This window comes from Bacillus multifaciens, from assembly GCF_030756675.1.
Taxonomy (GTDB): domain Bacteria; phylum Bacillota; class Bacilli; order Bacillales; family Bacillaceae_G; genus Bacillus_A; species Bacillus_A multifaciens.
The window spans coordinates 50,674-72,605 of the sequence record NZ_JAVBXD010000005.1 but is presented as its reverse complement, the minus strand read 5'-3'; the positions used below and the strand labels follow the sequence as shown (position 1 = coordinate 72,605).

The following is a 21,932-nucleotide window of genomic DNA, read 5'->3' as shown; positions in this document are numbered from 1 at the left end:
TACTGGAGGTTCATTATGAGTAAGCCAAAATATGATCGTGTTGTATTAAAGCTAAGCGGTGAAGCTTTAGCTGGAGATAAAGGGTTTGGAATTAACCCATCTGTTATTAAATCTGTTGCACAGCAAGTAAAAGAAATTGCTGAGCTTGATGTAGAAGTTGCAGTCGTTGTTGGTGGCGGTAACATTTGGCGTGGGAAAATCGGAAGCGAGATGGGAATGGATCGTGCAACAGCAGACTACATGGGCATGTTAGCAACAGTAATGAATTCCTTAGCTCTTCAAGATAGCTTAGAAAATTTAGGAGTTCAAACACGTGTGCAAACTTCAATTGAAATGCGCCAAGTAGCAGAACCTTACATTCGTCGTAAAGCAAATCGTCACTTAGAGAAAAAACGTGTTGTAATTTTTGCAGCAGGTACAGGTAACCCTTACTTCTCTACTGATACAACAGCGGCATTACGTGCAGCTGAGATTGAGGCAGATGTTATTTTAATGGCAAAAAATAATGTAGATGGCGTATATAGTGCAGATCCAACTGTTGATGAAACAGCAACAAAATATGAGTCACTTACATATTTAGATGTCTTAAAAGAAGGTTTAGGTGTAATGGATTCTACAGCTTCTTCTTTATGTATGGACAATGACATTCCACTAATTGTATTCTCAATTATGGAAGAAGGAAATATTAAGCGTGCCGTTCTCGGCGAAAATATCGGAACAATTGTAAGGGGGAAATAAAATGGCACAACAAGTAATGAAAAATGCAAAAGAAAAAATGGAAAAAGCAGTTGCAGCATATTCTCGTGAACTTTCAACAGTTCGTGCAGGTCGTGCGAGTGCTTCTGTATTAGATAAAGTACAAGTAGATTACTACGGTGCACCAACGCCAGTTGTACAATTAGCAAATATCACAGTTCCAGAAGCGCGTTTACTAGTTATTCAACCGTATGATAAGACATCTATCGGTGATATTGAGAAGGCGATTTTAAAAGCTGATTTAGGGTTAAATCCTTCTAATGATGGTACTGTTATTCGTATCGCATTCCCTGCGTTAACAGAAGAACGTCGTCGTGAACTTGTGAAAGTTGTGAAGAAATATTCTGAAGATGCAAAAGTAGCTGTTCGTAACGTACGCCGCGATGCAAATGATGATTTAAAAAAACTTGAGAAGAACGGCGACATTACAGAAGATGACTTAAGAGGATATACAGAAGATATCCAAAAAGAAACAGATAAGTATATCGTAAAAGTTGACGAAGTTACAAAAAACAAAGAAAAAGAAATTATGGAAGTGTAATCGCGAAACTTTCGCAAATATGACCCTCTTCTTAAGGGGGTCTTTTTACACTTTTAGGCATATGCCTGCTCGTTGGAGGGTTTGAATGATGTTTAGAAAACTTCCTTTTTTAAAAGGCAATAAGATTGCGTCGTTTGATCATCTCGTAGAAGAAGCAAAAAAAGGAGAAATTCCAGCACATATTGCAATCATTATGGACGGCAATGGAAGATGGGCGAAAAGAAGAGCGATGCCTCGTATTGCAGGTCATCATGAAGGGATGCAAGTCGTAAAGAAAATTACGAAGTTTGCCAGTAAGCTCGGTGTCAAAGTGTTAACTCTTTATGCCTTCTCTACAGAGAACTGGAAAAGACCAAAATTAGAAGTGGATTATTTAATGAAACTTCCTGAAGAGTTTCTAGGTACATTTTTACCAGAACTTGTTGAAGAAAATGTACAAGTACGTGTGATTGGACAAAAGGATCGCCTTCCAACTCATACGCGAAGAGCGATGGAAAAAGCAGTTGAAGATACAAAAGATAACACGGGGTTAATTTTAAATTTTGCGTTAAATTATGGAAGTCGTGATGAAATTGTGTCTGCTGTACAAAATATGGTGAAGGATAGTGAGGAAGGAAAACTTCGTTCTGAAGACATAACAGAAGAAACGATTTCTTCGTATTTAATGACAAGAACATTGCCTGATCCTGATTTGCTAATTCGGACAAGCGGTGAGCTTCGTATAAGTAATTTCATGTTATGGCAAATTGCTTATACAGAGTTTTGTTTTACCGATGTATTTTGGCCAGATTTTACAGAGGAACATTTATTACAGTCAATTACTGACTTCCAAAATAGAGGTCGCAGATTTGGAGGCGTGTAGAAAGAGAGGGTTTGGTAGTGAAACAGAGAATAATTACTGGAGTGATTGCTGCCGCGCTATTCATCCCCATCGTATTTTACGGTGGCGTGCCTTTTACAATTTTAGTGTATGCATTAGCTTCTGTTGGATTATATGAATTAATTCGAATGAATAAACTAACAATTATTTCTGTACCAACAATTTTAGCAGCATTATTGTTATGGGTTAGTTTAGTTCCAAGTAATGTAACGGACGTATTTGAGACAATAGGTTTATCAAAAGGAGAAATTACATTTGTAATTGTCTTATTACTTTTATCATATACGGTCCTTTCTAAGAATACATTTACTTTTGACAATGCTGCATTTTTATTAATGGCAACAACGTATGTCGCAATGGGTTTCTTTTATTTAAATGAAACGCGTATTGCAGGAATTCAGTACGTATTTTATGCGCTGTTTGTAATTTGGGCAACGGATTCTGGCGCTTATTTTATCGGAAAAGCTATCGGAAAACGAAAGCTTTGGCCGGAAATTAGTCCAAATAAAACGATAGAAGGTTCTATCGGCGGCATTTTATGTGGAATTGTTGTTGCGCTTGTGTATAATGTATTTTTACCAGTCCATTCCAATATCGGTGTCCTTATTGCAGTTACAATTGCAATATCGGTATTTGGCCAAATTGGAGACTTAGTAGAGTCAGCATTTAAACGTCATTACGGTGTGAAAGATTCGGGTACGATTTTGCCAGGACATGGCGGTATTCTCGATCGCACGGATAGTTGGCTATTTGTATTACCGCTATTACATTTCTTACATTTCATTTAATGAATGAACGAGGAGTAGAAGCAATGAAAACCATTAGTTTATTAGGTGCAAGCGGATCAATTGGAACGCAAACATTAGATGTATTGCGCACGCACCAGGACAAATTCCGTCTCGTTGCTTTTTCTGTTGGAAGAAATATTGAGTTTGCTCAGCAGATGATTCAAGAATTTTCTCCTGAGATTGTTTCTGTACAGCAGAAAGAAGATGCTTTGAAATTACAGACGGTTTGTGGAAATACGAAAGTCGTATATGGAGATGAAGGGCTGCTTGCAGTTGCGCTTCATCCAGATGCAGAAATAGTTGTAAACGCCGTTGTTGGAAGTGTTGGATTATTACCGACATTACGTGCAATTGAAGCGAAAAAAGCGATAGCAATTGCAAACAAAGAAACATTAGTAACAGCAGGACATTTAGTTATGGAAGCTGTCAAGAAACATAACGTACCTTTGCTTCCAGTAGATAGTGAACATTCTGCTATTTTTCAATGTTTGAATGGGGAAAATGAGAAGCGCATTTCTAGATTGATTTTAACGGCATCAGGTGGAAGTTTCCGAGATAAAACGAGGGATGAGCTTAAACATGTAACAGTAGAAGATGCACTTCGTCATCCAAACTGGTCTATGGGTTCGAAAATTACTATTGATTCTGCTACAATGATGAATAAGGGATTAGAGGTTATTGAAGCACATTGGCTTTTTAATATTCCTTATGAGCAAATCGATGTTGTATTACATAAAGAAAGTATCATTCACTCTATGGTTGAGTTTGAAGATCGCAGTGTAATGGCGCAGCTTGGTACACCTGATATGCGTGTTCCAATTCAATATGCACTTACTTACCCTGATCGTTTTTCACTTCCAAACGCTAAACAGCTGAATTTATGGGAAATTGGGACGTTACATTTTCAAACAATGGATATGGAGCGTTTCCGCTGTCTTCAATTTGCATATGAAGCTGGAAAAATGGGAGGAAGTATGCCAACTGTGATGAATGCAGCTAATGAGGCTGCTGTAGAAGCTTTTCTGCAAAAGAAAATCAGTTTCTTAACAGTGGAAGAACTCATTGAAAAAGCAATGCACCATCACAATGTCATTGCGCGTCCAAGCTTAGAAGAAATTCAGGAAATTGATGCTGCCACAAGACGGTTTGTGATGGAACAAATTTAGCAAAGGTGGTTATGAGAATTGAATACAGCGATTGCCTTTATTTTAATTTTCGGTGCACTTGTATTTTTCCATGAACTTGGACATTTGTACTTTGCCAAACGTGCTGGCATTTTGTGTCGTGAATTTGCCATCGGTTTTGGTCCAAAATTGTACTCGTTTGAAAAAAATGAAACAGTTTATACAATTCGTTTACTTCCGCTTGGCGGCTATGTACGAATGGCTGGAGAGGATCCAGAAACAGTTGAACTAAAACCTGGGACAAAAGTGGGTCTTGTTCTAAATGAAAAAGAAGAGGTTACGAAAATTGTTTTAGATAATCGTGAAAAATATCCAAATGTTCGTGTCGTTGAAGTAGAACAGGCTGACTTGGAACATAAGTTGACCATATCTGGATATGAAGAGTACGAAGAAGAGTTACAAACATTTCGAGTACATGAGAAAGCTCGCTGTGTTTCCGCAGGGGAAGAGACACAAATTGCGCCGTTTAACCGGCAATTTGGTTCAAAAACACTAGGACAGCGAGCGCTTGCCATTGTTGCTGGTCCTGCTATGAACTTCGTGCTTGCCTTTGTTATCTTTGTAATTATAGGTTTTGTACAGGGCATTCCAGTTGATAAACCGATGATTGGAAAAGTTGTATCTGGCAGTGTGGCAGAGAAAGCAGGCTTACACGAAGATGATATCATTACGTCGATTAATAAGAAGCCGACAAATAGTTGGAAAGATGTTACGAGTATTGTCCGTGAAAATCCAGGAAAAGAAATTACAATGGATATAACACGTGATAGTAAAAAAGTAGCAATTCAAGTAACTCCAGCCGCTGAAAAAGAGGGCGACGTTACAGTTGGTAGACTCGGTGTACAATCGCCTGTTGAGAAATCAGTTTTAGGTTCAATCAAATCGGGGTTTGAAGAAACATACAGATGGACAAAACTCATATTTGTCTCACTTATTCAGCTCGTTACAGGACATTTTTCTATTAACGATTTATCTGGTCCAGTAGGAATTTATAATTTAACAGATCAAGTTGTAGAGTATGGCACGATTCGTGTTATGAACTTAGCAGCTGTTTTAAGTATAAATCTTGGTTTATTTAACTTATTACCGGTTCCTGCACTTGATGGAGGACGCCTGTTCTTCTTCTTAATTGAAGCGCTTCGTGGGAAGCCGATTGACCGTCAAAAAGAAGGAATGGTTCACTTTATTGGTTTTGCTTTATTAATGTTACTGATGTTAGTGGTAACATGGAATGATATACGGAAGTTTTTCTTATAAAAGAGGTGCTATAGAATGAAACAAAGTATGATATTTAGTCCTACACTGCGTGAAGTGCCGGCTGATGCGGAAATTAAAAGTCATCAGCTTCTATTGCGCGCAGGATTTATGCGTCAAAATGCTTCAGGCATATATAGTTTTTTACCGCTTGGTCTGAAAGTGCTGCATAAAGTGGAACATATTGTTCGTGAAGAAATGGAGAAAGCTGGTGCTGTAGAATTGTTAATGCCAGCTCTTCAAGCAGCTGAATTATGGCAAGAATCTGGACGCTGGTATTCATATGGTTCAGAATTAATGCGTATGAATGATCGTAATAATCGTGAGTTTGCTTTAGGGGCAACGCATGAAGAGGTGATTACAGATCTTGTACGCGACGAAATTAAGTCATATAAGAAATTACCTTTGACACTTTATCAAATTCAAACAAAATTCCGTGATGAGCAAAGACCTCGTTTTGGTTTGTTGCGCGGAAGAGAATTTTTAATGAAGGATGCATATTCTTTCCATGCAACGCAAGAGAGTTTAGACGAAGTATATAACCGTCTGTTCCAAGCGTACTCTAATATTTTCACACGTTGCGGTTTAAATTTCCGAGCTGTTATCGCTGATTCTGGAGCGATGGGCGGAAAAGATACACATGAATTTATGGTATTATCAGATGTAGGAGAAGATACAATTGCATATTCTGATACATCTGACTATGCTGCAAATATTGAGATGGCACCTGTTATTGCTTCTTATGAAAAGAGTGATGAAGTAGAAAAAGCGCTTGAAAAAGTAGCAACGCCAGATCAAAAAGCAATTGAAGAAATATGTGAGTTCTTAAATATTGAAGCAACAAATTGTATTAAGTCCATGGTCTTTAAAGTAGACGAGAAGCTTATCGTTGCACTTGTTCGCGGAGATCATGAAGTAAACGATGTGAAGTTGAAAAACTTATACGGTGCTGCTGTTGTTGAACTTGCAACACATGGAGAAGTGAAAGAGTTGTTAAACTGTGAAGTTGGTTCATTAGGTCCAATTGGCACAGCGGAAGTAGAAATCATTGCTGATCATGCAGTGCAGGCAATCGTAAATGGATGCTGCGGAGCAAATGAAGAAGGTTTCCATTATGTGAATGTTAATCCAGAACGTGACTTTAAAGTAAGTCAATATATAGATTTACGTTTTATTCAAGAAGGAGACATTTCTCCAGACGGCGAGGGAACAATTCGTTTTGCTCGTGGTATTGAAGTGGGACATGTATTTAAGCTTGGTACTCGTTATAGTGAATCAATGAATGCAACGTTCTTAGATGAAAACGGTAAAACACAGCCGATCATCATGGGCTGCTACGGAATAGGTGTATCTCGTACAGTTGCGGCAATTGCTGAGCAATTTAATGATGAAAATGGTTTAGTATGGCCAAAAGCAGTTGCACCATTCCATGTACACGTGATTCCAGTAAATATGAAATCTGATGTACAGCGTGAAGTGGGCGAAAATATATACAGTTCATTAAAAGAGCAAGGGTATGAAGTATTATTAGATGACCGTGCAGAGCGTGCCGGTGTAAAATTTGCTGATGCAGATTTATTCGGTCTTCCAGTTCGAGTAACAGTTGGTAAAAAAGCTGATGAAGGCATTGTTGAAGTAAAAGTACGTGCAACAAATGAATCTGCAGAAGTGAAAGTCGAAGAACTTCACACATACATTGCAAATATTTTAAAATAAGAAGAGGTACCTCCAGGTGAGGTACCTTCTCTTTCTTTGTGGAGCGTTTCAATTTATAATAGCAGATGGAAGGAGGTTGCTTATGTCATTAACAAACGAACAACAAGAGCGATTTCAGATTTTGCTTGAGCAGTTACAAATGCCTGAAGACCTTATCAATCAATATTTACAAGGTGGTGGCATTCAAAGGTTAGTTGTTGATAAAGCAAATAAGAGTTGGCATTTTGATTTACAAGTACCACGTATTTTACCAACAGAATTATATGAATTGCTTGAAACACAGCTTAAGCAGTCATTTTCTCATATTGCAAAAACATCATTTTCACTAGAAACAGAGAATAAGCAATTTACGGAAGAAGAGGTCAAGGCGTATTGGCCGCTCTGTACAGAGCGAATTACTTTCTCGCCTATGTTTGCGTATTTAAAAAAGCAACTTCCGCATGTAAATGGAGTGAAGTTGTTACTTGATGTGAATAATGATTTAGAATCTACTACGCTAAAGAAAAATCTTGCGAAGCCAGTCGGAGACCAATATGAAGTTTTTGGATTTCCTCGTTTTCAGCTAGAAACAAATATAAAACAAAACGAAGAAGAAGTTCAAAGGTTTCGTGAACAAACACAGCAAGAGGATCGTCAGCGTGTTATACAAGCTATGGAAGAAATGGCCAAGAAACAAGCGGAAGAAAGTGATGTTGTACACGAAGGGCCGATTGTCCTCGGTTATCTCATTAAGCCTGATGAAGAAATTACAGCACTTCGTGAAATTCAAGACGAGGAACGAAGAAAAACAGTACAAGGTTATGTATTTCATGTTGAAACGAAAGAACTGCGAAGCGGACGTACGTTATTGACATTAAAGATAACTGATTACACCGATTCCATTATGATTAAAATGTTTTCACGCGATAAAGAAGATATTCCACTCTTACAATCATTGAAAAAAGGAATGTGGGTGAAAGCACGCGGATCCGTTCAAAATGATACTTTTGTTCGGGATTTAGTCATGATAGCAAACGATATTAATGAAATAACAGGACCATCTCGTAAAGATAAAGCGCCTGAAGGTGAAAAAAGGGTAGAGCTTCATATGCATACGCCGATGAGTCAAATGGATGCTGTAACATCTGCATCTGCACTTGTGAGTCAAGCAGCAAAATGGGGACATGAAGCGGTAGCTGTAACAGATCATGCTGTTGCGCAATCTTTTCCTGAAGCGTATTCTGCTGGAAAAAAAGCAGGAATTAAAGTGATTTTTGGTGTAGAAGCGAATCTTGTGAATGACGGTGTGCCAATTGCTTATAATGAGGAACATCGATTACTTGCAGACGAAACATATGTTGTATTTGACGTTGAAACAACAGGATTATCAGCTGTATATGATACCGTTATTGAGCTTGCTGCTGTGAAAATAAAGGGCGGAGAGATTATTGATCGTTTTGAATCCTTTGCAAATCCACATCAACCGTTATCAGCAACAATCATTGAATTAACGGGTATTACAGATGATATGCTTACGGATGCACCGGAAGTAGAAGAAGTCTTTAAAAAGTTTGAACAGTGGATTGGGAATCATACACTTGTTGCTCATAATGCAAGCTTTGATATGGGATTTTTAAACGTTGGATTTAAGAAAAGTGGATTAGAAAAAACGAAAAACCCAGTTATCGATACGTTAGAATTGGCTCGTTTCTTATTTCCAGAGATGAAAAACCATCGTTTAAATACGTTATGTAAAAAGCTTGACATCGAATTAACACAACATCACCGTGCGATTTATGATACAGAAGCAACTGGATATTTGCTTGTGAAGATGCTGAAAAATGTAATTGAAAAAGGCTTTGAATATCACGATCAGTTAAATGACAGTATGGGACAAGGAGATGCGTATAAACGTGGACGTCCAAGTCATGTGACCCTTCTTGCAACGTCGGATGAAGGATTGAAAAATTTATATAAACTTGTTTCTTACGCGCATCTTCAATATTTCTACCGTGTACCTCGTATTCCGCGTTCTTTATTAAAGAAGTATCGCGAAGGTATTTTGGTCGGTACAGCTTGCGATAAAGGTGAAGTATTTGAAGCGATGATGCAAAAGGCACCAGAAGAAGTAGAGGAAATTGCTCAGTTTTATGATTACATTGAGGTCATGCCGCCAGAAGTGTTGCGACATTTGGTAGAGCTTGAACTCGTTCGTGATGAGGGTCAATTAAAAACAATTATTTCTAACTTAGTAAAGTTAGGTGAAACGTTAGATAAGCCTGTTGTTGGAACAGGAAATGTTCATTATTTAAATCCAGAAGATGCAATGTATCGGAAAATTTTAGTGAGTTCGCAAGGCGGAGCGAATCCATTAAATCGTCATTCATTGCCACCTGTGTATTTCCGAACAACAGATGAAATGTTAGAATGCTTCTCTTTCTTAGGCGAAGAAAAAGCAAAAGAAATTGTTGTAACAAATACGCAAAAAGTCGCATCGATGATCGGTGAAGTAAAGCCTGTAAAAGATGACCTTTATACTCCAAAAATTGAAGGTGCAGATGATGAAACGCGTGATATGAGTTACGAAATGGCGCGAAGTATTTACGGAGATGAACTTCCAGAAATTGTAGAAGCACGCCTGGAAAAAGAATTGAAAAGTATTATTGGACATGGATTTGCTGTTATTTATTTGATTTCGCATAAGCTTGTAAAGAAATCACTTATTGATGGCTATCTTGTTGGTTCACGTGGTTCAGTTGGATCATCGTTTGTTGCGACAATGATGGAAATTACAGAGGTAAATCCTTTGCCGCCGCATTACGTTTGTCCAAATTGTAAGCAATCTCAGTTCTTTAATGATGGTTCGGTCGGTTCGGGATTTGATTTACCTGATAAAGATTGTCCCAATTGTGGAACTGCATATAAAAAAGACGGTCATGATATTCCGTTCGAAACGTTCCTTGGTTTTAAAGGAGATAAGGTTCCTGATATTGATTTGAGTGCGACACGTTCTTAACTGAAAAGGTTAAGCACTAGCATCTGCTAGTAGAACTGCTATTCCAAAGTGTGGAATGATGGGGTAACGTCCTGAAACACACTCACTGAAGCTACGGCAAGCGATAGCGATATTGCAAACATCAACATCGTTTGAAGCCCGTTAAAGTAGGCTGAAGTTAACCCTAACGTAAAGACGAGGAAAGGGAGGTAGAAACCTTCTGTGAATGATAGGTCTGGTGTCTATAAAATTCCTATGGTTAGAATCAGTAGAATCACTGGGACGAACCCTCGACTGACTTTTCGAGAATATCACGTTACAGAAATGTAACGGGGTCCAAAGAGGACTTCCAAGTGTGGATGAGTAAACGTTTGGTTATGAAAATCCATACTGTGTTACAGGCACAGTCAAGCTTGGCGGAATTTAGGGGGAACCTAAGGGAATTATGTACAGATAGGAATAGTGGAACGTGTGAAGCTTTCGACATAAGAGAAGGTTGCACTTCGATGACGATGGTATGTGGAAAGGCAAATGCTATAACACATTTTACGAAAGTGGCAGTAGTGCCGTAGTACCGCTTAATGAAATGCTGAAGATGACTGAATAACCAATAAGTCGGAGGATAAAAACATTTCAGAGGGAAGGGCACAAGTCGTTAACGTCGAAACAAAACCTACAAAAGTCAGATTCGTGTATGACAAAAGAGAAACGAAAACTTCATAAGGAAGTGATTAGTTGGCTGACTTAATGATTCAAAAATTAAGAAACAATGAATATTTTGGCTTACAATCAACTTTTGATAATCTTTATGAAGAGAGCAAAAAGGGTCGATATTTCAAAAACATTTATGAGCTGATTGTTTCTGAAGAAAACATTCGATTAGCCTTTCGTAATTTAAAAAGCAACACGGGGAGTAAAACGAAAGGTACAAATGGACACACAATGAAACATCTTAATAAAATAGATGCTGACAAGCTAATCAGATTAACGAAGAAGAGATTGGAAAACTACATGCCACACACAGTAAGACGTGTGTTTATACCAAAGCCAAACGGGAAAATGCGACCTTTAGGGATTCCAACGATTGAAGACCGATTAATTCAGCAAATGTTCCTGCAAGTTTTGGAACCGATTGTTGAAGGGAAGTTTCATCCACAAAGCTATGGTTTTCGACCAAAACGAAGCACTCATGACGCTTTAGCTAGGTGTTATCATATGGTCAATCACAGTCACCAACATTTTGTAGTGGACATAGATATTAAAGGTTTCTTTGATAACGTTAATCATAAAAAGTTAATGAGGCAGCTATGGACAATTGGAATACGGGACAAAAGTGTTTTATCCATCATCAAAAAAATGCTGAAGGCGGAAATTACAGGTGAAGGTATTCCTGTTAAAGGGACTCCTCAAGGTGGTATTTTATCTCCATTGCTAGCCAATGTTGTATTAAATGAACTTGATTGGTGGGTGTCAAACCAATGGGAAACAAAACCGACGAGAGTGCCTTACAAATTGAAACGTAATAAAACGGATGCACTTAAAAAGACAAGGTTAAAACCAATGTATTTAGTAAGATATGCGGATGACTTTAAAATCTTCACAAATTCCTACGAAAACGCTAGAAAGATTAAAATAGCGGTTGAAACATGGCTTAAGGAAAGATTAGGTCTTGAGATAAGTGAAGAAAAAAGTAAAATCACAAACTTACGGAAAAACGGTACAGACTTTTTAGGGATTCGTTTTAGAGCCGTTCAAAAAGGAAATGCCAAAACAGGCTATATCGTAAACTCAAAGATGGACCCGAAAGCAAAAGAGAAGGTATTAGGCGTTATCCGCCATCAACTCGTTAAGATGAGGAAAAGTCCCACTCCAGAAAAAGTGATGAATTTTAATTCGAACATTCTTGGATTGCATAACTACTACAAAATTGCGACCAGAATTTCTCAAGATTTTAATGAGATAAGACATAAAATTCATCCGAATATAAAATCATTGATGTTCAGAAACATCTTTGTTTATACAAAGGAAACGAATAATATCATTGATAAATTCTATGGAGATTATAATTGTCCAAGGTTTAAAAGTAATGGATTACTGGTCTATCCTATTGAAGCAATTCGACATGATATACGAGGTCAAAGAGATCCTAACTTCTCCGTTTATAATGAAAAGGATAGGGCATCAATTCATAAAGAGATAAAGCGTGTGTCTGTGCGGGAAATTGAAATGTTTCGTAAAGGAATATATAAAGCAAAAAGTGTTCTGTATGAAAACAACCGCTTAAGTAAATATGTTGTGCAAAAAGGATGTTGTGGAATAACAGGGGAACGATTGACTCCTCATAATGCTATATGTCACCACATCAATTCAACAGCTCAAGGCGGTAGTGATGAATATGATAACTTAATTATTATCAATAAGAAATATCATATGTTAATTCATAATAAAGACCCTCTTGCAAATAAAGATTACAAAAAAATGTTAGCCAAGTTTGAAAAGAAAGCTTTAAACAAATTAAATAAGCTGAGAACGGAAGTAGGAAATCCAAAACTTAGCTTATAAACTTCGACAGAGTTAACGATGGAACGCCGTGTGAGTGTGAAAGCCTCACGCACGGTGTGGAGTGGGGGAAAAGCTGGAGATAATATCAAATGCTTACCTATCACTATACTTCTCAGGAGAATACCAACCTCGTGCCCATAACTATACGAAAGTACTGTTCGGTGAAGATAATGTATATCGTGCTGGAACAATAGGCACCGTTGCCGAAAAGACCGCGTATGGTTATGTGAAAGGCTATGCTTCAGACCATAATTTAACGATACGAGGAGCAGAGGTAGATCGTCTTGTATCAGGGTGTACTGGTGTTAAGAGAACGACAGGGCAACATCCAGGTGGTATTATCGTAGTGCCGGATTACATGGATGTCTTTGATTTTACACCGATCCAATATCCAGCAGATTCTTTAGAGGCAGAATGGAGAACTACACATTTTGATTTCCATTCTATTCATGATAACTTATTAAAACTTGATATACTTGGACACGATGATCCGACAGTGATTCGTATGCTTCAAGATTTAAGTGGAGTGGATCCGAAGACGATTCCAACTGATGATCCAGAAGTAATGAAAATTTTCTCAGGTACAGAATCACTTGGCGTAACAGAAGAACAAATTAACTGTAAAACAGGTACACTTGGTATCCCGGAATTTGGTACAAAATTCGTTCGCCAAATGTTAGAGGAAACGAAGCCGACGACATTTTCAGAGCTTGTCCAAATTTCTGGACTATCTCACGGTACAGATGTATGGCTTGGAAATGCAAATGAACTCATTTATGATGGCACATGTACACTGAGTGAAGTAATCGGTTGTCGTGATGACATTATGGTGTATTTAATATACCAAGGTTTAGAACCATCTTTAGCGTTTAAAATTATGGAATCTGTACGTAAAGGGAAAGGTGTACCTCCAGAGTGGGAAGAGGAAATGCGCAATAATAATGTGCCGGGATGGTATATTGAATCATGTAAAAAGATTAAGTATATGTTCCCAAAGGCCCATGCGGCAGCATATGTACTCATGGCTGTGCGCATTGCGTATTTCAAAGTGCATTTTGCGCTTTTATTCTACGCGGCATATTTCACAGTTCGTGCCGATGATTTTGATTTAGAGGCGATGGCTAAAGGTTCAGCATCTATCCGCGTTAAAATTGATGAAATTGCGCAAAAAGGATTAGATGCATCGCCGAAAGAGAAAAGCTTATTAACAGTATTAGAAATGACACTTGAAATGTGCGAACGTGGTTACTCATTCCAAAAGGTTGATTTATATCGCTCTAGTGCAACTGACTTTATTATTGATGGAAATACATTGATTCCACCATTTAATGCAATACCTGGTCTTGGTACAAATGCGGCATTAAGTATTGTAGCAGCACGTGAAAATGGCGAGTTTTTATCGAAAGAGGATTTACAACAGCGCAGTAAGATTTCCAAAACAATTATTGAGTATTTAGATAGTCAAGGTTGTTTAGGAGAACTACCAGATCAAAACCAGTTATCCCTGTTCTGATAGGAAGGAAAAGTCTTTGCAAAACCATGGTTGCTATGCTATACTAGGTAGCGAGATAACCATGTCATGTATATTTTGTGAAAAAAAGAGTGGGGAAACCCACTCTTTCGTTTTACTATCTACGCTTCTGCGTCTAAAATTTATGTAGACGCTTCTGTCGTATATACATATTTTGTTACAAGTTTTACTTCTTAAATTTGGTAATACTAAGACAGATATTCCCTGCTTATTAGCAGGGGCTTTTGTTAGCTAACGAGAAAGAATATACAAACTGCATTGGTTAAAAGTACGCAGGATGAAGTCTTTCAACTGTTACATGGCGGCAGAAAGGAGGCTGTTTATGGATAAGAAAGTCACAGAAGTTGTTGAAGCACTTGCGCAGCCAATTGTCGAAGAGCTTGGCCTTGAGCTTGTAGATGTAGAGTATGTGAAAGAAGGAAAAGATTGGTTTTTACGCGTATCCATTGACTCTGATACAGGAGTAGATATTGAGGAATGCGGTGCGGTAAGTGAGCGATTAAGTGAAGCTTTAGATAAAGAGGATCCAATTCCTCATCTTTACTTTTTAGATGTATCCTCCCCAGGAGCGGAGCGTCCATTAAAGAAAGAAAAAGATTTTCAGCAAGCAGTAGACAAACAAGTTGCAATTAAAACATACGAGCCAATCGATGGCGAGAAAATGTTTGAAGGAAAGCTACTTGCATATGATGGAACAACAATTACATTACTATTAACAATTAAAACACGTAAAAAAGAAATCCAAATTCCAATGGATAAAGTTGCCAATGCGCGACTTGCAGTTACGTTTTAGTAAGAAGGGGGATCTTCATGAGCACTGAGTTGTTAGATGCTTTGCTCGTATTAGAACAAGAAAAAGGTATTAGCAAAGATATTATTATTGATGCTATTGAAGCAGCTTTAATTTCTGCTTATAAACGAAATTTCAATCAAGCGCAAAATGTTCGCGTTAGCTTCAATCCTGAAGTTGGGACTATTCAAGTATTAGCGCGTAAGGATGTAGTGGAAAATGTATTTGACCCACGTCTTGAAATTTCTGTTGAAAAAGCAAGACAAATTAATCCAAACTACCAAGAGGGCGACGTATTAGAGATTGAAGTAACGCCAAAAGATTTCGGTCGTATTGCAGCACAAACAGCAAAACAAGTTGTAACGCAGCGTGTACGTGAAGCTGAACGTGGCGTGATTTACTCTGAGTTCAGCGACCGTGAAGAAGACATTATGGTTGGTATTGTACAACGCCAAGATGCTCGCTTTATTTATGTAAGTTTAGGGAAAGTAGAAGCACTTTTACCAGTAAGCGAGCAAATGCCAAACGAACAGTACAAACCGCATGATCGCATCCGTGTTTTCATTACAAAAGTAGAGAAAACAACAAAAGGCCCGCAAATTTATGTGTCACGTACGCATCCAGGCCTTTTAAAGCGTCTGTTTGAAATTGAAGTGCCAGAAATTTATGATGGAACTGTAGAAATTCGTTCTGTAGCACGTGAAGCTGGAGACCGCTCTAAAATCTCAGTTTACTCTGAGAATGTAGATGTAGATCCAGTAGGTTCTTGTGTAGGACCGAAAGGACAACGTGTACAACGCATCGTAGATGAGCTAAAAGGTGAAAAAATTGATATTGTTCGCTGGTCAAATGATCCAGTTGAATATGTAGCAAATTCACTCAGTCCATCACAAGTTGTAAAAGTGCTTGTAAACGAAGAAGACAAAGCAACTACTGTAATTGTTCCAGATCATCAACTTTCCTTAGCAATTGGTAAGCGTGGGCAAAACGCGCGACTTGCAGCGAAATTAACAAACTGGAAAATTGATATTAAAAGTGAGTCTGATGCGAAACAACTAGGACTTTTAACAGAAGAAGATATGATGCTCGCATTCGATTCTGCTGAAGATGAAATCGAATAGAGGTGATGAACGTGAGCAATCGGAAAGTTCCGTTACGAAAATGTGTGGTAACACAAGAAATGAAATCAAAACGCGAGCTCATTCGCATTGTTCGTTCCAAGGAGGGAGTCGTGTCGATTGATTTAACAGGTAAACAATCAGGACGCGGTGCATATTTGTCAAAAGATAAAGAATGCATTTCTCAGGCGAAAAAGAAGAATGTCTTGGAACATCACCTAAAAGCGAAAATTGATGACTCTCTTTATGAAGAGCTAATTGAGCTTGTTGAGAAGGAGTCGAAGTAAGTGTCCAATTGGAAATCGTTTTTAGGGCTGGCTAATCGGGCTCGAAAGATTATATCGGGTGAAGAGCTTGTTTTAAAAGAAGTTCGAGGCGGTAAAGCAAAGCTCGTATTGCTTTCTGAAGATGCGTCAGCAAATACAACAAAGCGCATTACGGACAAAACAACATTCTACAACGTACCAATGAGAAAGGTCGAAAATCGACAAGAATTAGGGCATGCGATTGGGAGAGAAGAACGAGTCGTTGTAGCGGTGTTAGATGACGGCTTTGCTAAGAAGCTGCTTAGCATGCTCGATACAACTTACCGGGGGTGAAGGTATGAGTAAAATTCGAGTATATGAATATGCAAAAAAACACAATATCTCAAGTAAAGATATTATTACAAAACTAAAAGAAATGAATATTGAGGTATCGAATCATATGGCGATGTTAGATGACGAAGTAGTAAACAAGTTAGATAATCAGTATAATGATGGAGCAGAAAAACCTTCTGTTGCAGATGAGTTTGAAGTAGAAGAAAAAGTTGTTCGCAGCAAAAAGAACAGCAATAAGAATAAGAAAAAAGGTAAAGGGAATCAAGACAAACGTCAAGAAAACTTTGCTGGAAGACAACAAACGCAAGTAGTAGAAACACCAGACAAAATTACTTTCTCTGGCACGCTTGCAGTAGGCGAACTTGCGAAAAAATTAAGCAAAGAGCCATCTGAAATTATTAAAAAGCTCTTTATGCTTGGAATCATGGCAACAATTAACCAAGATTTAGATAAAGATACAATTGAGTTAATTGCTAGTGATTATGGTATTGAAGTAGAAGAAGAAGTAATTGTTAGTGAAACAGAATTCGAGACGTTTATGGACGAACAAGACAATGAAGAAAACTTAAAAGAGCGTCCAGCTGTTGTTACAATTATGGGACACGTTGACCATGGTAAAACAACATTACTTGACTCTATTCGTAATTCGAAAGTAACAGCTGGTGAAGCTGGCGGAATTACGCAGCATATTGGTGCATACCAAGTTGAAGTAAACGACAAAAAAATTACGTTCTTAGATACACCAGGTCACGCAGCATTTACAACAATGCGTGCACGCGGTGCACAAGTTACGGATATTACAATTCTTGTTGTAGCAGCTGATGACGGTGTTATGCCGCAAACAGTTGAAGCGATTAATCATGCGAAAGCAGCTGGAGTACCAATTATTGTTGCTGTAAATAAAATGGATAAACCATCAGCAAATCCAGACCGTGTAATGCAAGAGTTAACAGAATATGAATTAGTTCCAGAAGCTTGGGGCGGTGATACAATTTTCGTACCAATCGCAGCTATTAAAGGTGAAGGAATTGACAACTTGTTAGAAATGATTCTTCTTGTAAGTGAAGTAGAAGAATACAAAGCAAATCCGAATCGTTATGCAACTGGTACAGTAATTGAAGCGCAGCTTGATAAAGGTAAAGGAACAATTGCGACATTACTTGTACAAAACGGTACACTTCGAGTAGGAGATCCAATCGTTGTTGGTACATCGTTCGGCCGTGTTCGTGCGATGGTAAATGATATTGGTCGTCGTGTAAAAGTTGCTGGTCCGTCTACTCCTGTTGAGATTACAGGTTTAAATGAAGTACCACAAGCAGGAGATCGCTTTATGGCATTTGCTGATGAGAAGAAAGCACGTCAAATCGGTGAATCACGTGCACAACAAGCATTGCTTGCACAGCGTGGCGAAAAATCTAAATTAAGCCTTGAAGATTTATTCCAACAAATTAAAGAAGGCGATGTAAAAGAAATTAACTTGATTGTGAAAGCAGATGTACAAGGTTCTGTGGAAGCAATGGCAGCATCACTTCGTAAAATTGATGTTGAAGGCGTAAAAGTGAAAATTATCCATACTGGCGTAGGTGCAATTACAGAATCTGATATTATTTTAGCTTCTGCATCTAATGCAATTGTAATTGGATTTAACGTACGTCCTGATGTCAATGCGAAGCGTACAGCTGAATTAGAAAATGTTGATATTCGTTTGCACCGCATTATTTATAAAGTAATCGAAGAGATCGAAGCTGCAATGCAAGGTATGCTAGATCCTGAATTCGTAGAAAAAGTAATTGGTCAAGCAGAAGTTCGTCAAACGTTCAAAGTAACGAAAGTTGGAACAATTGCAGGATGTTACGTAACAGATGGTAAAATTACACGTGATAGCGGCGTGCGTATCATTCGTGACGGCGTAGTTATTTTCGAAGGTCAACTTGATACGTTAAAACGTTTCAAAGATGACGTAAAAGAAGTTGCCCAAAACTATGAGTGTGGTATTACAATTGAAAGATATAATGATCTTAAAGAAGGGGACATCATTGAGGCGTACATTATGGAAGAAGTGAAGCGATGATTATCGCTTCACTCTCATTTGAGTGTATGATTTATGACGTGCATTCTTTAAAAGAGAAACGGGCAATTTTACAGCGTGTTTTAACTCGTGTGAAACAGCGTTACAATGTATCTGTTTCAGAAGTTGGGCATCAAGATGTATGGCAACGTACAGAAATTGCGATTGTTTCCGTATCCTCAAATCGTGTTGTGTGCGAAAAAGAAATGAATCGTGTACTTGCCTACATTGATTCATTTCCTGAAATTGAACGTACGATAACACAATTGGAATGGTATTGAATGAGGTGAATAGGTATGAAACTACGTGCAAACCGTGTGGGCGAACAAATGAAAAAAGAATTAGGCGACATTATTAGTCGGAAAATTAAAGACCCACGTGTTGGATTTGTAACAGTAACAGATGTACAAGTAAGTGGAGATTTACAAATTGCCAAAGTATACATTTCTGTTTTAGGAGACGAAGAACAGAAAGCAAATACATTAAAAGGCTTAGCGAAGGCAAAAGGTTTTATCCGTTCCGAAATTGGACAGCGTATTCGTCTTCGGAAAACACCTGAAATCTCCTTTGAATTTGATGAATCGATTGGATATGGTCATCGAATTGATACACTTTTACATGAAATTAATAAAGAAGGTAAGCGGGAAGAATAATGGATAGACATTTGTCTATCCATTTTTTCAATCTGAAATAAGTCTAGTACACAAAAGTATAACGATGAGGTGAATATATGGAAGGTGTAGTACTATTACATAAACCAAAAGGGATGACATCACATGATTGTGTATTTAAATTAAGAAAAATATTAAGAGAGAAACGTATAGGGCATACAGGAACTTTAGACCCGGATGTGACAGGGGTATTACCAATTTGTGTAGGGCGTGCTACGAAAATTGCGCAATTTTTAACGAGCGAAACAAAAACGTACGAAGGTGAAGTTACGCTAGGATTTTCGACGACTACAGAAGATGCTTCAGGTGAAGTTGTTGCAAAGCAAGATGTCAATCGTGTTATTACCCGTCAAGAGGTAGAATCAGTATTAGCTGGCTTAACGGGAACAATCGAACAAGTACCACCAATGTATTCGGCTGTAAAAGTGAATGGAAAGAAACTATATGAATATGCAAGGGCGGGAATAGAAGTAGAGCGTCCGGTTCGTACAATTACGATTCATGAATTCATTTTACTTGATAACCGTGAATTATTTGAAGGAGAGACAATTTCCCTCCGTTTCCGAGTGACTTGTAGTAAAGGAACATACGTAAGAACATTAGCTGTTATGATTGGGGAAAAGCTTGGATTTCCGGCGCATATGTCCGATCTTGTGAGAACAGCATCAGGAGAGTTTAAATTAGAAGATTGCATATCATTTGAAGAAATTGAACAAAACGTGCAAAATGGAACAGTGGAATCTATCTTCATATCGATTGATGAAGCGTTATGTAAGTTTCCAAAAATGGTTGTCAATGAGGAACAAGCAGAAAAAGTGAAGAATGGTATGTTTTTACCGAATAAGGAACAAGTGACGGCGCCATTTATTACAGTTTTTGATGAAAAGGAACGCTGTTTAGCAATTTATGAACATCACCCAAAACATCCAGGTATGCTGAAACCGATGAAAGTACTTGTGAATAATCAAGAATTACAGCTATAATGAATAATTGGAAGGATTATTACAGAAAAAGGTGAATTCAAGCGTGAAACTCATTCATTTAACTCATCCCCATGCATTAAACAAAACGGAAATAGAGCCTACTGTGATGGCATTAGGCTATTTTGATGGTATTCATTTAGGTCATCAACGTGTTATTCGTACTGCGAAAAAGGTTGCAGAAGAGCGAGGTTATAAAAGTGCTGTTATGACTTTTCATCCGCATCCGTCTGTTGTATTAGGGAAAAAGGAAGCGCATGTAGAGTATATTACGCCTTTACGAAGTAAAGAAAAAGTGATTGCAAGTTTAGGAATTGATATTTTATATGTTGTGAAATTTGACGAAGCATTTGCAAATTTACTGCCACAACAATTTGTAGATGATTATATTATTGGGCTAAATGCAAAACATGTTGTAGCTGGTTTTGATTATTCGTACGGACGTTTAGGAAAAGGAACGATGGAAACTTTACCATTTCATGCGAGAGGGGCGTTTACACAAACCGTGATTGAAAAAGTAGAATTTCAAGAAGAAAAAGTAAGTTCCACATTATTACGAAAACATATCCGTAACGGAGAAATGGAACGAATTCCAGCTATTTTAGGCAGACCATATACAGTTGAAGGTACAGTTGTTCATGGAGATAAGCGAGGACGCCAAATTGGCTTTCCAACCGCAAATGTCGCTTTAAATGATGAATATCTTTTGCCGCCTGTTGGTGTATATGCCGTTAGAATGAACGTGAATGATGAGTGGCATGAAGGTGTATGTAATATTGGATATAAACCTACTTTTAAGGAAAATGAAAAGCAGCTTTCTATTGAAGTACATCTTTTTGAATTTCAGCGTGATATATATGATGAGTCTGTCGTTGTGGAGTGGCACATGCGCATTCGTGAAGAAAAAAAGTTTAACGGAATTGATGAGTTAGTTGCACAAATTGCAAAAGATAAAAGAACGGCAGAAGATTATTTTAGCCATGCAAATAATATACTTGCTTTTTCTAATGAAAAGTAGTATTCTATCTTATGTACTTTACAATAACCATTGCTTGGCATTACGACTCACCGACGTTTGCTAGGTAATTGGGGATTTAATACTTAGGAGGTGAAATAGGATGGCTTTAACACAAGAGCGTAAAAACGAAATTATTGCACAATTTAGAACTCATGAGACTGATACTGGTTCTCCAGAAGTTCAAGTTGCTGTCCTAACGGAGCAAATTAACACTCTAAATGAGCACTTACGTACTCACAAGAAGGATCATCATTCACGTCGCGGTCTTTTAAAGATGGTTGGTAAACGTCGTAACTTACTTACTTACCTTCGTAACAATGACATCACTCGCTACCGTGAACTAATCACAAAGCTTGGATTACGTCGATAGTCAAAGAAGCGGGAATATTCCCGCTTTTTTGTTAGGTAAAAATATATCTTCTACTCTTGATAGCTTACTGAATTTTCGGTAATACTAGAGGAAGAATGTTGTGATATATTATCCATTTACATAGAAGAATTG

General features: G+C 37.9%; 18 protein-coding genes and 2 pseudogenes. All 20 read left to right on the top strand.

Going from position 1 to position 21,932, the window contains the following annotated elements:
• The first annotated feature begins 15 nt into the window (after positions 1 to 15).
• Positions 16 to 738 carry a UMP kinase gene (gene pyrH / locus Q9306_RS05345; protein ID WP_098916212.1) on the top strand — a complete coding sequence of 241 codons (723 nt, stop codon included), beginning with the start codon at positions 16 to 18 and terminating at the stop codon, positions 736 to 738.
• A 1-nt stretch (position 739) separates the two neighbouring features.
• The gene (gene frr, locus Q9306_RS05340) at positions 740 to 1,297 is read left to right on the top strand and encodes a ribosome recycling factor (protein ID WP_306196059.1); all 558 of its coding nucleotides are present in this window, start codon (positions 740 to 742) and stop codon (positions 1,295 to 1,297) included.
• A gap of 85 nt (positions 1,298 to 1,382) precedes the next feature.
• Positions 1,383 to 2,159, top strand: coding sequence for an undecaprenyl pyrophosphate synthase (uppS, locus tag Q9306_RS05335; RefSeq protein WP_306196057.1), 777 nt, complete (start codon positions 1,383 to 1,385; stop codon positions 2,157 to 2,159).
• Between the two features lie 17 nt (positions 2,160 to 2,176).
• Entirely contained in the window at positions 2,177 to 2,965 is a 789-nt protein-coding gene (locus Q9306_RS05330; RefSeq protein ID WP_306196055.1) for a phosphatidate cytidylyltransferase, read from the top strand.
• Between the two features lie 23 nt (positions 2,966 to 2,988).
• Entirely contained in the window at positions 2,989 to 4,131 is a 1,143-nt protein-coding gene (gene dxr / locus Q9306_RS05325) for a 1-deoxy-D-xylulose-5-phosphate reductoisomerase (RefSeq protein WP_306196053.1), read from the top strand.
• An 18-nt stretch (positions 4,132 to 4,149) separates the two neighbouring features.
• Positions 4,150 to 5,406 carry an RIP metalloprotease RseP gene (gene rseP / locus Q9306_RS05320; protein WP_306196051.1) on the top strand — a complete coding sequence of 419 codons (1,257 nt, stop codon included), beginning with the start codon at positions 4,150 to 4,152 and terminating at the stop codon, positions 5,404 to 5,406.
• A gap of 15 nt (positions 5,407 to 5,421) precedes the next feature.
• Complete coding sequence (locus Q9306_RS05315; protein WP_306196049.1) at positions 5,422 to 7,119, top strand: proline--tRNA ligase; 1,698 nt, start codon at positions 5,422 to 5,424, stop codon at positions 7,117 to 7,119.
• Between the two features lie 82 nt (positions 7,120 to 7,201).
• A pseudogene (locus tag Q9306_RS05310) lies at positions 7,202 to 10,099 on the top strand (PolC-type DNA polymerase III); the annotation flags it as partial.
• A gap of 729 nt (positions 10,100 to 10,828) precedes the next feature.
• On the top strand, positions 10,829 to 12,655 hold the full coding sequence (gene ltrA / locus Q9306_RS05305; RefSeq protein WP_306196047.1) for a group II intron reverse transcriptase/maturase: 1,827 nt from the start codon (positions 10,829 to 10,831) through the stop codon (positions 12,653 to 12,655).
• Positions 12,656 to 12,752: 97 nt separating this feature from the next.
• A pseudogene (locus Q9306_RS05300) lies at positions 12,753 to 14,168 on the top strand (PolC-type DNA polymerase III); the annotation flags it as partial.
• Positions 14,169 to 14,508: 340 nt separating this feature from the next.
• Entirely contained in the window at positions 14,509 to 14,979 is a 471-nt protein-coding gene (gene rimP, locus Q9306_RS05295) for a ribosome maturation factor RimP (protein WP_306196045.1), read from the top strand.
• 17 nt (positions 14,980 to 14,996) lie between these two features.
• On the top strand, positions 14,997 to 16,097 hold the full coding sequence (gene nusA, locus Q9306_RS05290; protein WP_306196043.1) for a transcription termination factor NusA: 1,101 nt from the start codon (positions 14,997 to 14,999) through the stop codon (positions 16,095 to 16,097).
• 11 nt (positions 16,098 to 16,108) lie between these two features.
• Entirely contained in the window at positions 16,109 to 16,381 is a 273-nt protein-coding gene (gene rnpM / locus Q9306_RS05285; RefSeq protein ID WP_020059150.1) for an RNase P modulator RnpM, read from the top strand.
• Positions 16,382 to 16,693 carry a YlxQ family RNA-binding protein gene (locus tag Q9306_RS05280; protein WP_020059149.1) on the top strand — a complete coding sequence of 104 codons (312 nt, stop codon included), beginning with the start codon at positions 16,382 to 16,384 and terminating at the stop codon, positions 16,691 to 16,693.
• A 4-nt stretch (positions 16,694 to 16,697) separates the two neighbouring features.
• Positions 16,698 to 18,764 carry a translation initiation factor IF-2 gene (gene infB / locus Q9306_RS05275; protein WP_306196041.1) on the top strand — a complete coding sequence of 689 codons (2,067 nt, stop codon included), beginning with the start codon at positions 16,698 to 16,700 and terminating at the stop codon, positions 18,762 to 18,764.
• Complete coding sequence (locus Q9306_RS05270) at positions 18,761 to 19,042, top strand: DUF503 domain-containing protein (RefSeq protein WP_020059147.1); 282 nt, start codon at positions 18,761 to 18,763, stop codon at positions 19,040 to 19,042. The genes infB and Q9306_RS05270 overlap by 4 nt, the downstream gene beginning before the upstream one ends.
• A 15-nt stretch (positions 19,043 to 19,057) precedes the next feature.
• Positions 19,058 to 19,414: a 30S ribosome-binding factor RbfA gene (gene rbfA, locus Q9306_RS05265; RefSeq protein ID WP_098916200.1), complete on the top strand. Its 357-nt coding sequence runs from the start codon at positions 19,058 to 19,060 to the stop codon at positions 19,412 to 19,414.
• A 77-nt stretch (positions 19,415 to 19,491) separates the two neighbouring features.
• Entirely contained in the window at positions 19,492 to 20,415 is a 924-nt protein-coding gene (gene truB / locus Q9306_RS05260) for a tRNA pseudouridine(55) synthase TruB (RefSeq protein ID WP_306196037.1), read from the top strand.
• 43 nt (positions 20,416 to 20,458) lie between these two features.
• A complete protein-coding gene (ribF, locus tag Q9306_RS05255) occupies positions 20,459 to 21,430 on the top strand; it encodes a bifunctional riboflavin kinase/FAD synthetase (RefSeq protein WP_306196035.1) in 972 nt (323 codons plus the stop codon).
• Positions 21,431 to 21,530: 100 nt separating this feature from the next.
• Positions 21,531 to 21,800, top strand: coding sequence for a 30S ribosomal protein S15 (gene rpsO / locus Q9306_RS05250; RefSeq protein WP_020059143.1), 270 nt, complete (start codon positions 21,531 to 21,533; stop codon positions 21,798 to 21,800).
• The last annotated feature ends 132 nt before the right edge of the window (positions 21,801 to 21,932 follow it).

Excerpts from the sequence above, each read along its gene's own strand:
- infB (WP_306196041.1), top strand. The coding sequence starts at position 16,698 with ATGAGTAAAATTCGAGTATATGAATATGCAAAAAAACACAATATCTCA.
- rimP (WP_306196045.1), top strand. The coding sequence starts at position 14,509 with ATGGATAAGAAAGTCACAGAAGTTGTTGAAGCACTTGCGCAGCCAATT.
- nusA (WP_306196043.1), top strand. The coding sequence starts at position 14,997 with ATGAGCACTGAGTTGTTAGATGCTTTGCTCGTATTAGAACAAGAAAAA.
- truB (WP_306196037.1), top strand. The coding sequence starts at position 19,492 with ATGGAAGGTGTAGTACTATTACATAAACCAAAAGGGATGACATCACAT.
- uppS (WP_306196057.1), top strand. The coding sequence starts at position 1,383 with ATGATGTTTAGAAAACTTCCTTTTTTAAAAGGCAATAAGATTGCGTCG.
- dxr (WP_306196053.1), top strand. The coding sequence starts at position 2,989 with ATGAAAACCATTAGTTTATTAGGTGCAAGCGGATCAATTGGAACGCAA.
- rpsO (WP_020059143.1), top strand. The coding sequence starts at position 21,531 with ATGGCTTTAACACAAGAGCGTAAAAACGAAATTATTGCACAATTTAGA.
- pyrH (WP_098916212.1), top strand. The coding sequence starts at position 16 with ATGAGTAAGCCAAAATATGATCGTGTTGTATTAAAGCTAAGCGGTGAA.
- frr (WP_306196059.1), top strand. The coding sequence starts at position 740 with ATGGCACAACAAGTAATGAAAAATGCAAAAGAAAAAATGGAAAAAGCA.
- Q9306_RS05270 (WP_020059147.1), top strand. The coding sequence starts at position 18,761 with ATGATTATCGCTTCACTCTCATTTGAGTGTATGATTTATGACGTGCAT.
- rbfA (WP_098916200.1), top strand. The coding sequence starts at position 19,058 with ATGAAACTACGTGCAAACCGTGTGGGCGAACAAATGAAAAAAGAATTA.
- Q9306_RS05315 (WP_306196049.1), top strand. The coding sequence starts at position 5,422 with ATGAAACAAAGTATGATATTTAGTCCTACACTGCGTGAAGTGCCGGCT.